The organism is Bradyrhizobium sp. AZCC 1610, from assembly GCF_036924515.1.
Lineage (GTDB): Bacteria > Pseudomonadota > Alphaproteobacteria > Rhizobiales > Xanthobacteraceae > Bradyrhizobium.
In genome coordinates this window covers 5,347,263-5,360,922 of record NZ_JAZHRR010000001.1, presented here as the reverse complement: position 1 = coordinate 5,360,922, position 13,660 = coordinate 5,347,263, and the positions used below count along the sequence as shown (strand labels likewise).

At 64.0% G+C, this 13,660-nt stretch carries 6 protein-coding genes; 2 read left to right on the top strand and 4 right to left on the bottom strand.

All coding sequences use genetic code 11. The features are described 5' to 3' along the window. Genes treZ through treS form a run of 4 tightly spaced genes read right to left on the bottom strand, consistent with a single transcriptional unit; the run spans window position 1 to window position 9,268 of the window. Window positions 1-1,758: a malto-oligosyltrehalose trehalohydrolase gene (gene treZ / locus V1279_RS26485; RefSeq protein ID WP_334441936.1), complete on the bottom strand. Its 1,758-nt coding sequence runs from the start codon at window positions 1,756-1,758 to the stop codon at window positions 1-3. Then, window positions 1,755-3,830: a glycogen debranching protein GlgX gene (gene glgX / locus V1279_RS26480; protein ID WP_334441934.1), complete on the bottom strand. Its 2,076-nt coding sequence runs from the start codon at window positions 3,828-3,830 to the stop codon at window positions 1,755-1,757. Before glgX ends, treZ begins: the two co-directional genes overlap by 4 nt. 3 nt (window positions 3,831-3,833) lie before the next feature. After that, the gene (glgB, locus tag V1279_RS26475) at window positions 3,834-5,981 is read right to left on the bottom strand and encodes a 1,4-alpha-glucan branching protein GlgB (RefSeq protein ID WP_334441932.1); all 2,148 of its coding nucleotides are present in this window, start codon (window positions 5,979-5,981) and stop codon (window positions 3,834-3,836) included. Then, window positions 5,978-9,268, bottom strand: coding sequence for a maltose alpha-D-glucosyltransferase (gene treS / locus V1279_RS26470; RefSeq protein WP_334446582.1), 3,291 nt, complete (start codon window positions 9,266-9,268; stop codon window positions 5,978-5,980). Before treS ends, glgB begins: the two co-directional genes overlap by 4 nt. Window positions 9,269-9,567: 299 nt before the next feature. Here treS and malQ point away from each other — a divergent pair, with 299 nt between their 5' ends. Both malQ and V1279_RS26460 read left to right on the top strand, forming a co-directional pair. Next, complete coding sequence (gene malQ / locus V1279_RS26465) at window positions 9,568-11,517, top strand: 4-alpha-glucanotransferase (protein WP_334441929.1); 1,950 nt, start codon at window positions 9,568-9,570, stop codon at window positions 11,515-11,517. Window positions 11,518-11,534: 17 nt separating this feature from the next. Beyond that, a complete protein-coding gene (locus V1279_RS26460; protein WP_334441926.1) occupies window positions 11,535-13,334 on the top strand; it encodes a glycoside hydrolase family 15 protein in 1,800 nt (599 codons plus the stop codon). The last annotated feature ends 326 nt before the right edge of the window (window positions 13,335-13,660 follow it).

Genomic DNA, 13,660 nt, shown 5'->3' with positions numbered 1-13,660 from the left:
CTATCCGATGCGCCAGAGCACCGTCCATGGCGGGACGCTGTCGCCCAACTCGTTGCCCCAGATCAGGGTTCCCGCGGGGCCATCGGGCGCATGGCTGACGGCCTGGTCCGACAGGTTGGCGAGCAGGCGAAGCGTGGCGCTATCGCCCATCCGCCAATGGGCCGTCAGCAGGCGATTGGACGCTGCGTGCGCCTCGCCGAAGGCGGCACCCGCGAGCCGCGGGACAATCTCCTGCCGGCGGATTTTCAGCAGGTCCCGCACCAGCGCCAGCCGCTTTCGTGCCGCCGGCGCGTCGCGCTCGTTCCAGTCGAGCACGGCGGAATCGCGCGTCGATGGATCGAGTGCGTCCGGCACCTCGTCGCCGAATTCCGCATAGGCCCAGGCATATTCGGCGCGGCGACCCTTGCGGACGGCATCGGCGAGTTCGCCGCCGAAATCGCAGAAGAACGGGAAGGGCGCCTTCGAGCCCCATTCCTCGCCCATGAATAGCATGGGAATGGACGGCGCCAGCAGCAGCACTGCCAGCGCCGCTTCGATCGCCCGCGCATCCGTATAGCTTTCGAGCCGGTCGCCCAACGCGCGATTGCCGATCTGGTCGTGGTTCTGCAGGAAGTTGATGAAGGCGACAGGCGCCAGATGGCCGCTCGGCTCGCCCCGCTTGCCGCCGCGAAATGCCGACAGCTCCCCTTGATAGACGAAGCCTGATGACAGCGAGCGTGCGATATCCGAGATCGGCGCGCGCTGGTAGTCGCCATAATAGCCCTGCGTCTCGCCGGTCATCAGCACGCGCCAGGCGTGATGATAGTCGTCGTTCCACTGCGCGCGATATTTTCCGCGCGGCGGATCCCGAACGGCGTCCAGAATGCTGGCACGGTTGTCGCCGTTCTCCAAGACCAGATGTATGTGCCGGCCGGTTTCCGCGGCGAGCTTGCCGGCGGCGGCGCTGAGATCGTGCAGCAGCGACAGCCCGCCGGGCTCGACGATCGAGTTGACGGCATCGAGCCGCAGCCCGTCGAAGCGATAGTCGCGCAACCAGAAGAGCGCGTTCTCGATCGCAAAAGCGCGGACTTCTTTCACGCGATAATCGATCGCGCTGCCCCAGGGCGTGTGTGCTTCGGTGAAGAAGGAAGGCGCATAGCGGCCGAGATAATTTCCTTCAGGGCCGAAATGGTTATAGACCACGTCGAGCATCACCATCAGCCCGCGCAGGTGCGCCTCGTCGATCAGCGCCTTGAGATCTTCGGGCCGCCCATAGGCGCTGTCGGGCGCGTACCACAGGACGCCGTCATAGCCCCAGTTGCGCGCACCCGCGAAGTCAGCCAGCGGCATCAATTCCAGCGCGGTGATTCCGGTATCTGCGAGATGATCGAGTCTGTCGATCATCGCGCGATAGGTGCCTTGTTCGGTGAAAGTCCCGACATGGGCCTCGACGACGACCGCTTCCTGCCACGGCCGCCCGCGCCAGTTCGCGGCGCGCCATGGAAAGGCTTCATGATCGATCACTTCGCTGGGGCCGAAGACGTCATCGGGCTGAAACGCCGACGCCGGATCCGGCACATCGATCTCGTCATCGATGCGGAATTTGTAGCGCGCGCCGGCCTTCACGCCGGCGATGTCGGCCGTGAACCAGCCGTCCTCGCCGCGCTTCATCGCGTGCGGTTGCTCCAGAATGACGTCGACGCGTTTCGTCGCCGGCGCCCACAGCCGAAACCGCGTGCCATAGTTTGCCAGACACGGGCCGAATTGCCGGCCGTTCATGCCGTGCCCGCAAAGGCAAGCACCGACCGCGGCGGCGCGCTGGTCGCGGTGCCCGAAGCGAATCTGGTGAGGCTCTGCACGGCCTCGGTCGTGTTCAGCACCTGCTGCCAGTTTTTGTATTCGGGCATCTGCGGCAATTTGAAAGCGATCTCTTCAGGGGCGGCGTTCAACACGATAAAGATCGGCGGCTGCCCTTGTTCCAATGGCCCCAGCACATAGGCGAGGAATCGTCCTTCCGGAAAATTCCAGTCGGCCTCCTGCATTTCCTCGGCCGCCGGCGTCAGCCACAGCACGCCGTAGGAGCCATCCTTGCGGCGCCCGGAGAGCCAGCGCTGGCAGCGCAGTTGGGCGAAGCGCCGGCGCAGCGCGGTCATGTGGCTGACGAAATCGGTGAGGTCGTCGCCTGGCTTGCCGAGATTGTCCCAGCTCACCCAGCCGGTCTCGTTGTCCTGGCAATAGGCGTTGTTGTTGCCGTTCTGCGAATTGCCGACCTCGTCGCCGGCCAGCAGCAAAGGCGTTCCTTGCGCGAGGAACAGGCAGGCGAGCTGGTTCTTGCGGAGCTGGCGGCGCAGCGCAACGATCGCGGCGTCGTTGGTCGGGCCCTCATGGCCGCAATTGTTGCTGTGGTTGTCGTTGGAGCCGTCGCGATTGCCTTCGCCGTTGGCCTCGTTGTGCTTCTCGTTGTAGCTGAACAGGTCGGCCAGCGTAAAACCGTCATGGACGGTGATGTGATTGACGCTGGCGCGGGTTGCGCGGTTGTCGTGATGAAACAGGTCGGATGAGGCGGTCATGCGGCGCGATACTTCGCCGATCAGGCTGCCTTCGCCGCTCCAGTAGCGCCGCATCGCGCTGCGATAACGGTCGTTCCATTCCGACCATTGCGAGGGAAATGCGCCGACCTGATAGCCGCCCATGCCGAGGTCCCACGGTTCGGCGACGAGCTTGACGGTCGCCAGCACCGGGTCCTGCCGCACCGCGGTCAGAAACGAGGAATTGCGATCGAAGCCGTGCGGCTCCCGCGCCAGCGTGGTGGCGAGGTCGAAGCGGAAGCCGTCGACATGGCAGACCTCGACCCAGTAGCGCAGCGAATCCATCACCATCTGCAGCACCCGCGGATGGGTGAGGTTGACCGAGCTGCCGCAGCCGGTGAAGTCGTCATAGTAGCGCGGATTGTCCTTGCTGAGCCAGTAATAGGACGCGTTGTCGATGCCGCGGAAACACAGCGTCGGGCCGAGATGGTTGCCCTCGGCGGTGTGGTTATAGACCACGTCGAGCATCACCTCGATGCCGGCGTCGTGCAGCCGCGCCACCGTGGTGCGGAACGCGTCGAGCGCGTTGTCCTGCGCATAGCGCGGCTCCGGCGCGAAGAACGCCAGCGTGTTGTAACCCCAGTAGTTGGCAAGCTTCCGTTCGACCAGCACGCGGTCGTCGATCAGCCCGTGGATCGGCAGCAATTCGATGGTGGTAACGCCGAGCCGCTTGAGATGATCGATCATCGCCGGCGAGCAGAGCCCGCCATAGGTGCCGCGCCAGCCTGGCGCGACGTCGCTGCGCTTTTGCGTCAGGCCCTTGACGTGGGCCTCGTAGATGATGGTGTCTTCCCAGGCGATGTTCGGCCGTATCTCGCGGCGGCCCCAGTTGAAGGTCTCGTCGACCACGACCGCCTTCGGCATGCCGCGCGCATTGTCGCGTCGGTCGAAGGAAAGATCCTCGCGCGCGCTGCCGGTGCGATAGCCGAAATGCGCGTCGCTCCACACCAGCCGGCCGGCGATCCGCTTGGCATAGGGGTCGAGCAGCAGCTTGTTGGCGTTGAAGCGGTGGCCGCGCTCGGGCGCATAGGGGCCGTGGACGCGATAGCCATAGAGCTGCCCGGGCGAGACGTCGTTGAGATAGCCGTGCCAGACGTCCTCGTTGCGCTCGGGCAGTTCTATCCGCTCGAGTTCGCGCCGGCCCTGACCGTCGAACAGGCAAAGCTCTACCTTCTCCGCATTGGCCGAGAACAACGCAAAGTTGGTGCCCCGTCCGTCCCAGCTTGCTCCGAGGCGGGCGGGGCTTCCCGCGGACAATCGCATGCGTCAGCTTTCCGGTACGAGAAAGATCGCAGCCAGCGGCGGGATGGTCAGGCTGAGCTCGGGGATGCTGCCTTCGAGGGTGTGGACTTCGCCGACATTGCCGACATTGCTGCCGCCATAATGCGCGGAGTCGGAATTGAGCGCTTCCTTCCACTTGCCGGCGAACGGCACCCGGACGCGATAATTGCGATAGACGTTCGGCGAGAAGTTCACGACCACGAGACAGCGCGCGTGCGCGTCGAAACCCTTGCGCAGCCAGGCAAAGATGTTGTTGCCGGAATCATGGGTGATGACCCATTCAAATCCCGCCTGGTTGCAGTCCATCTCGTGCAGCGCCGGCACGGCGCGATAGAGCCGGTTGAGATCGCGGATCAGATTCTGGACGCCGGTATGGCGGTGCTGCGCCAAGAGGTGCCAGTCCAGCGAATGATCGTGATTCCACTCGCGCTCCTGGCCGAACTCGCAGCCCATGAACAAAAGCTTCTTGCCGGGATGACCAAACATGAAACTGTAATAGGCACGCAGGTTTGCAAATCGCTGCCACTCGTCGCCCGGCATGCGGCCGAGGATCGACCGCTTGCCGTGCACGACTTCGTCATGCGACAGCGGCAGGATGAAATTCTCCGAAAATGCGTAATGCAGGCCGAACAGGACGTCGCCGTGATGGTGCTTCCGGTACACGGGATCCTTGCCGATATATTTCAGCGTGTCGTGCATCCAGCCCATGTTCCATTTGAAGCCGAAGCCGAGCCCGCCATATTCGACCGGCTGCGAGACCTGCGGCCATGAGGTGGATTCCTCCGCAGCCGTGGTGGCTTCCGGAAAATGCCCGAACAGTTCGATGTTGAAGCGGCGCAGGAATTCGATGGCTTCGAGGTTTTCCCGGCCGCCATGCCGGTTCGGAATCCACTCGCCGGCGGGCCGGCTGTAGTCGAGATAGAGCATCGAGGCGACGGCATCGACACGCAGGCCGTCGACGCCGTAGCGATCGAACCAGAACAGCGCGTTGGAAACCAGGAAATTGACCACTTCGGTGCGGCCGTAATTGTAGATCAGCGTGCCCCAGTCGAGGTGGCGGCCCTGCATCGGATTGGCATGCTCGTAGAGCGCGGTGCCGTCGAAATAGCCGAGCCCATGCGGATCGTCGGGAAAATGTCCGGGCACCCAGTCGAGCCATACGCCGATCCCCTCGCGATGGCAGGCATCGACCAGCGCAGAAAAGTCTTCCGGCGTGCCGAACCGGCTGGTCGGCGCATACAGGCCGGTCGGCTGGTAGCCCCAGGAGCCGTCGAACGGATGCTCGCTGACGGGCAGAAACTCGAGATGGGTAAAGCCCATGTCCTTCGCGTAAGCCGGGAGCTGTTCGGCGAGGTCGCGGTAGCTCAGCCATTCATTGCCGTTCTTGCGCCGCCAGGAACCGAGATGCACCTCGTAGATCGAGATCGGCGCGCCCACCGCGTTGATGCCCGATGGTGCGGCGCGGGGATGCGGGATTCTGCTTTCGTCGACGACGATCGAGGCCGTTGAGGGCCGGACCTCCGCCGCAAACGCTACCGGATCGGATTTCAGCGGCAGATGTCGTCCGTCGGAGCCGGTGATGTCGAACTTGTAGCGGTCGCCGGCGTGGGCATGGGGCACGAACAATTCCCAATAGCCGACGCCGCGCACCCGCATCGGATGCCGCCGCGCATTCCAGAAATTGAAATCGCCGACCACGCTGACGGCCTTGGCGTTCGGCGCCAGCACCACGAACGCCACACCATCGACGCCATCGAGCGTCATCGGATGCGCGCCGAGCTTGTCGTAGATCCGCCGGTGAGTGCCTTCACCCAGCAGATAGAGATCGAAGTCGCTGAGCACCGGCGGAAAGCGGTAGGGATCGTCGAGATCGACGACGTTTTCGCCGAAGCGGGCGCGGAGCTGGTAGCGTTTGGAGCCGTTCGGCAGCGCGCCCGCAAACAGCCCGGCATCGTGAATCCGTTGAAGCGGCGCCGTCTCGCCATGCTCGCCGATCGCCTCCACGTTGGAAGCTTCGGGGATGAAAGCACGCACCACGCTGTGGCCGCCTTCGCTGTGCAAGCCGAGATAGCGAAACGGATCGGAATGCTTGCCTTCGATGATGGCATAGGCCTCGGCGGGTAGCTTGGTCATGAGGCCTCGAAGGTCGGTTGTGACAACATTCTGATGATCCCGGTCAGCGGCACGCGCAGCCATTCCGGCCGGAATGACAGCTCGTGTTCGATCTCGTTCAAGGCCTTCTCGAGCATGAAAAAGGTCAGCAAGCCGTCTGCCGCCTTCGGATCGGCCGGCCACAGCCGCTGATCGGTCATGGCCTCGTGGTAGGCGGCGAGAAATGCGGTTGTCGCCCGGTCGCGCCACTCGCCAAGCGCCGCGCCGAGCTTGCCTGGCTCATCGTGAGCCACTTTGAGCGCGCGCTCAAGGGCTGCGGTTGCCGAATAATCGATCGATCGAACCAGGCTGGCGATATCGCGCGCCGCGGGCGTCTTGCGCCGGCGTTCGGCGATAGTGCGCCGCGGCGCGCCTTCGAAGTCGACGATGAAGATGTCGTCCTTGACGATCAGCAACTGACTGAGATCGAGATCGCCATGGCCGCGGATGTTGGCGGCATCGGCCTCGCGCAGCAGCAGCGTTTCCAGCCAATCCGACAGGACCGGCTGCAACGCCAACACCTGGTCGGCCAGCAGGCGGTCGGCTTCCCTCAGCGTATCCCGCCGCTGCCGGAGCGCATCGAAAACGCGGCCGGCGCAGAGCATCAGATCGTCGATCCAGCGCTGCACATCCTCGCGGCCGGTCGGCTCCGGCGCGAATTCGGCCAACTCGTTGTTGCCGGCGAGCGCAACATGCAGCTCGGCCACGCGCCGCCCCGCCTGCGACATGTGACGCAGATAGGGGATCTCTTCCTCGCGTTCGCCGGGGTGGATGCTCTCCGCCAGCAGACGCTGCTCCTCGACGAAGCGGTCGAGATAGGCGGCGCTCACGGTCCAGAGGTCGCCCTGATTGGCGACGAAGGCGTGAACGACACCGACCGCGCTCTTCTCGTTGCCCTCGACCAACTCGACGCTGCCGAGCAGCGCCGGGGTGTTGGCAAAGTTGGCGATGTCGGTGAGGAAGCGTCCGATCTCGATTTCGGGATTGGGTCCGACCTGAAGCGTCCGGTAGATCTTGACGACGCAGTCGTCATCCACGAGCGCGGTGCTGCGGGGCAGCTCGGAATCGACGGTGCGGATGTGCTCTGGCTGCCGGATCGGCTTGTCGCTGAAGCGGTTGGTTGGCCGGAATTCGAGCCGCAAGCCCTGTTCGCTCTCGTCGACCGTCAGCGACTGCTGCAGATTGCGCAACAATAGCGCGATGAAGATCTGGTCGGTGGCGACATCGAGTAGAGTGCCTTCGCGGGCTCCTTGCCGAACGGCGGCCAGCGCGTGCGGGTTGTAGCGCTCGCGGTCGAAGCGCACCCATTCGATCTGCATCGGCAGCAGGTAGCGCGTCGTGATGCCGCGCTGCGTCGTTTCGAAAAAGGCGAGCCATGGCCGGTTGTCGCCGATGTCGCAGAACGGAATCGCCGAAGTCAGGGTCGGACGGATCGCCTTGGGCGATCGTTCCGGATACCAGCGGCTGCGCGCCAGATGTCCCGGCAGCACGTCGCGCTCGAACACGCCGCGCTCGCGCGCCAGCGACACCCAGGTCGCGTTCAGCGGCACCACCAGCGTTTCGAACTCGGGCACGGCCCGCTGCACCACCGGCGCCGACTTGTCGCGCTCCTGCAGTTCGAACCAGTAGAAGCCGTAAGGCGACAGCGTGATCATGTAGGGCAGCTCGCCGATCGCCGGGAAGCGTGTGCGGCCGAGCATTTCCAGCGGAATGCGGTCCTTGAAGGCGGAGAGATCCAGTTCGGTCGCCTGAGCCGATCGCGACAGGTTGGCAACGCACAGGATGACTTCGCCCTGATATTGACGCACGTAGCACAGCACCGAGCGGTTTTCCGGGCGAATGAACGTCATGGTGCCGCGGCCGAAGGCGAGCGTCGATTTGCGGACCGCGATCAGCCGCTTGGTGGCCGATAGCAGCGAGGACAGGCTGCGCGACTGTGCCTCGACATTGACCGATTCATAGCCGTAGACGGGGTCCATGATGGTCGGCGCGTATAGTCTTGCCGGGTCGGCGCGGGAGAAGCCGCCATTGCGGTCCGGCGTCCATTGCATCGGGGTGCGGACGCCGTTGCGGTCGCCGAGATAGATGTTATCGCCCATGCCGATCTCATCGCCGTAATAGATGATCGGCGTGCCCGGGAACGACAGCAAGAGCGAGTTCATCAGCTCGATCTTGCGCCGGTCATTGTCCATCAGCGGCGCCAGCCGCCGGCGGATGCCGACATTGATGCGCGCCCGGGGATCGTTGGCGTAGGTCGACCACAGGTAATCGCGCTCGACGTCGGTCACCATTTCCAGCGTCAGCTCGTCGTGGTTGCGCAGGAACAGCGCCCATTGGCAGTTGCCCGGGATATCCGGCGTCTGGCGCAGGATGTCGGTGATCGGGAAACGGTCTTCCTGCGCGATCGCCATGTAGATGCGCGGCATCAGCGGGAAATGATAGGCCATGTGGCATTCGTCGCCGCGGCCGAAATATTCCTGCACGTCCTCCGGCCATTGATTGGCCTCGGCCAGCAGCACCTTGCCTTTCGCATAGGCGTCCAGCTCGCGGCGCAGCCCTTTGATGATCGCATGCGTCTCGGGCAGGTTCTCGTTGTTGGTGCCGTCGCGCTCGCAGAGATAGGGAATAGCGTCAAGGCGGAAACCGTCGACGCCGGTGTCGAGCCAGCGCTTCATCACCTGCACCAGCGCGCTCACCACGCGCGGATTGTCGAAATTCAGGTCGGGCTGGTGCGAGAAGAAGCGATGCCAGTAGAACTGGCCGGCTTCCGGATCCCAGGTCCAGTTCGATTTCTCGGTATCGGTGAAGATGATCCGCGTGCCCAGATATTTCTGGTCGGTGTCGCTCCAGACGTACCAGTTGCGGGCAGAGGAATTCGGGTCCGAGCGGCGGGCGCGCTTGAACCAGTCGTGCTGATCGGAAGTGTGGTTGACGACGAGCTCGGTAATGACCCGCAAGCCGCGCTTCTTGGCTTCCTGGATGAAGCGGCGGAAATCCTTCATGGTCCCGAAATCGGGGTTGATGTCGCCGTAATCGGCGATGTCGTAGCCGTCGTCGCGGCCGGGGGAAGGGTAGAACGGCAACAGCCACAGCGTGGTGACGCCGAGGTCCTGCAGGTACCCCAGTTTCTCGGTCAGCCCGGCAAAGTCGCCGATGCCGTCATTGTTGCTGTCGGCGAAGGCCTTGACGTGCAACTGATAGATGATCGCATCCTTGTACCAGAGTTCGTCGGTGACGGCGTCGACGGCTGGCCCTCGCTTTGCTTCGATTACAAGGCTGCCATCCGGATTCAGTGGATAGGCACCGTCGATAGTGAGGGAGACGCCGGCGTTGGAGCTCTCGGCGGTTTGCGCTTTTTTGTTCACGGTGATGCCATTGCCATGGAAATGACGTCCCCGTTTCGTTTGCAGAAGGGAGACGTTCCGAACTGAGATAGAAAGCCGCTCGACTCGCTTTGGTTCCCTTGGAACCGTTGATGGGCCCGAGCGTTAGACACCGTCTATCTCCTTCCCGCAATTAGACAATTTCGCGACATCCGTTTGATGTTTGCGTGCAAAGTATGTGCCGAATGGACCTTTTTGCTCAAGCCAAAGCCCAGGGAATCCAGACCGAGTTCCTGGACGGCCAAGGTCACCGCCGTGTGACGGACGCCGCCGCGCTCAAAATCATTCTGGATGCCCTGCCGCCGCAGGCCCCGGGACCGCTGGTCGGCCACCCGGTGGTGGTCCGGTCCGGGCGGCCGTCGCGAACCGAGCTCCCGGCTACAGCCAGGCTTCCAGTGGAGTGGAAAATCGTTACGGGCTCGGGGCTTATCGCCAAGGGCGAGAGCTCGGATCACGCCATCGACTGGCCCAGGGACCTGCCGCTCGGCGTCTACCGGCTTCAGGTGAGCGACGCCACGACCGCCGAGGACGTGCCGCTGATCTCGGCGCCGGAACGGGCGTTTGGCGGCGAGTTCGACCGTTGCTGGCTGCTCGCGGCCCAGCTTTACGGCGTCCGCTCCGCGCGCAACTGGGGCATGGGCGACTTCACCGATCTCGCCGGCCTGATCGAACTCGCCGATCATCTCGGCGCCGACGGCGTCGGCCTCAATCCGCTGCATGTCCTGTTCGACGATCGCCCGGGCGATTGCAGCCCCTATTCGCCGAACAGCCGGCTGTTTCTCAACGCGCTCTATATCGATGTCGAAAAGCTGCCCGAATTTCAGCCCGACTCCGAAACCCGTGAGGCGCTGGCGCCGTTGCGGGCAGGCGATGTCGTCGATTACGTCGGCGTCGCCGGTCTGAAGTGGCGGGCGCTCCGCAGGGCCTTTGCTGCTTTCAAGGCCAATGCCAAGCCGGGCCGCCAACAGGATTTTGACAAATTCCGCGCCGAGCGCGGCACCTTGCTGTCGCACTTTGCCTGCTTCGAGGTGCTGCGGCACAAATTCGGCAAGCCGTGGTGGGAATGGCCGGTAGAGTGGCGGCAGCCGGACGATGCCACATGCGCCGCGTTGCGCCAGGGCGAAGACGCCGGCGAAATCGAGTTCGTCGAATTCGTGCAATGGACCGCCGACCGGCAGTTGGGGGCCGCCGCCGATCTGGCGAAGCAGCTCGGCATGAAGGTCGGGCTCTATCTCGACGTCGCGGTCGGCGTACAGGCCGATGGGTTCGACGCCTGGAATGAGCAGGTCGCCATCTCCCGCCATCTCGGCGTCGGAGCGCCGCCCGATCCGCTCAACACCGCCGGCCAGACCTGGGGCCTTGCCGGGTTCAATGCCGTCGGGCTCGAGTTTGAGTCCTTTGCGCCGTACCGCGACATGCTGCGCGCCTCGATGCGCCATGCCGGCGCCATCCGTCTCGACCATGTGCTCGGGCTGAAGCGGCTCTATCTGGTGCCGCAAGGCTTCAGCGCACGCGACGGCGTCTACGTCCAGATGCCGTTCGAGGCGCTGCTGGCGGTGACGGCGCAGGAAAGCGTTGCTAACCGCTGCGTCGTGATCGGCGAAGACCTCGGCACCGTGCCGGAAGGATTTCGCGACCAGATCGCCGATTGGGGCATCTGGTCGTATCTCGTGATGATGTTCGAGCGCGACGACGGCGGCTCGTTCCGCAGCATCGATCATTACCTGACCAATGCGCTCGTCACCTTCAACACCCACGATCTCTCGACCTATGCCGGCTGGCGCTCGTTCGGCGACCTCACGCTGAAGCGTTCGCTCGGGATCGATCCGGGCGAGAGCGACGATGCGCGCTGGCGCGCACTTGCGATGCTGGACGACGTGCTGCGCCATCACGCCATCGACCGCAACGATCTCTATGCGGTGGCGAACTTTCTGGCGCGAACCAAGTCGCGACTGCTCGCGATCTCGCTGGAGGACCTGCTCGGGGTGGTGGACCAGCCCAACATTCCCGGCACCGTCAACGAGCATCCGAACTGGCGGCAGCGGCTCCCGGTGCCGATCGAGGAAATGACATCCACGGTCGACGTCGCCGCGCTCAAGGCGGCAACCCATGAGCGGTCGCGCGCCGCGATATGATCAGGCGGTGAAGCATCTTGCCGTGCCGTATCGAAGATTATGGGCTGATCGGCGACTGCGAAACCGCGGCACTGGTCGGCCGGGACGGATCGATCGACTGGCTGTGCTGGCCGGCTTTCGATTCGGATGCCTGCTTTGCAGCACTTCTCGGCACCGAGAAGCACGGCCGCTGGCTGATCGCGCCGGCCGACGAGATTACCGGCACCTCGCGCCGCTATTGGGATGACACCCTGATCCTTCAGACCCGGTTCGAGACGGCTGACGGCGCGGTTGATCTGATCGATTTCATGCCGCCGCGCGGCAACGCCTCCGATGTGGTGCGGCTGGTGCGCGGCGTTCGTGGCCGGGTCAGGATGCACATGCAACTGGTGATCCGCTTCGGCTTCGGCACCGATATTCCCTGGGTCAAGAGAAACGACGACGGTTCGGCGCTGCTCGCGATCTGCGGGCAGGACATGACGGTGTTGCGGACGCCGGTGGAAACCCACGGCGAGGACCTGACGACGGTCGCCGATTTCGAGGTGGGCGAGGGCGACACCGTTCCCTTTGTGCTGACCTACGGGCCATCCCATCTGCCCGTGCCCAAGCCGATCGACCCTTCGTATGCGTTGAAGGATACCGAGGCGTTCTGGACCGAATGGTGCAGCCGTTGCACCTACCAGGGCGAGCACCGCGACCTCGTGATGCGCTCACTGATCACGCTGAAGGCGCAGACCTACGCCCCGACCGGCGGCATCGTCGCCGCGCCAACGACCTCGCTGCCGGAAAAGCTCGGTGGGCAACGCAACTGGGATTATCGTTTCTGCTGGCTGCGCGACGCCACCTTCACGCTGCTGGCGCTGATGAATTCCGGCTATACCGAGGAAGCTTCCGCTTGGCACCATTGGCTGTTGCGGGCAGCGGCGGGTTCTCCCGCCAACATGCAGATCATGTACGGCATCATGGGCCAGCGCCGCCTCCTGGAATGGGAAGCCACATGGCTGCCCGGCTATGAGGGCGCAAAGCCGGTGCGGATCGGCAACGCCGCGCATGCGCAGCTGCAGCTCGACGTCTACGGCGAACTGATCGACGCCTTTCACCAGTGGCGCGTGGCAAAACTCGAGCTGGATGAAACCAGCTGGGCGATGGAATGCGCCGTCCTGCAGCACCTCGCCGGGCAATGGGACAAGCCCGATCACGGCATCTGGGAGCGCCGCGGCGCGGGCAGGCATTATGTCTCGTCGAAGGTGATGACCTGGGTCGCGTTCGACCGCGGCATCAAGAGCGCCGAGACGTTCGGGTTCAAGGCGCCGCTCGAGAAGTGGCGTGTGCTGCGCGACGCCATTCATCGCGACGTCTGCGCAAGAGGCTTCGATCCCGAACTGAATTCCTTTGTCGAGTCCTACGGCTCGAAGATGCTCGATGCCAGCATCCTGTTGCTGCCGTCGGTCGGGTTCCTGCCGCCGGAAGACCCGCGCGTGCGCGGCACGCTTGTCGCGGTCGAACGGCATCTGATGCGCGGCGGTTTTGTGCTGCGGCATGATCCCCGCGAAGTGGAGAAGCAACCGGCGGAAGGCGCGTTCCTCGCCTGCACGCTATGGCTGGCGGACGCTTATGTGCTGGCGGGCGAGTTGGGCAAGGCCCAAGAGCTGCTTGGCCGCGTGGTCGCGGTCGCCAACGATCTCGGCCTCCTGGCCGAGGAATACGATACGGCGGCCGGCCGCCAGACCGGCAATTTCCCGCAGGCGCTGACGCACATCGCGCTGATCAACACCGCGCATAATTTGAGTGCAACGAAGCAATCGACCGAGAAGCCGGCGAAGCAGCGCTCGAAATAGCGGCCGTCGTCTCTCTCTTCGTAGCCCGGATGCCATCACTAGGAAGTCGCGCGAGCCGGCATCCGTCTTCGCCGCAGCAGGCCCGGGCTGGGATGAACCTGCCTTCATGGGAGGAGACGGCGGTCGGACACCGGCTCGCGCTTGCCGATCGTGCCGGCCAACAGGAGCGGATTCGCCACACGAAGACTTTGAGGATTCCTCGATTTATCCTTCACGCAGGCTTGATACGGCGGAGCATAGCGTTTTCGAGCGAAAGCCTGCCCCGGACTTGATCCGGGGTGGATGCCGGTTCGCATAGCAATCAAGTTTACGCAGATTGCGTAGAC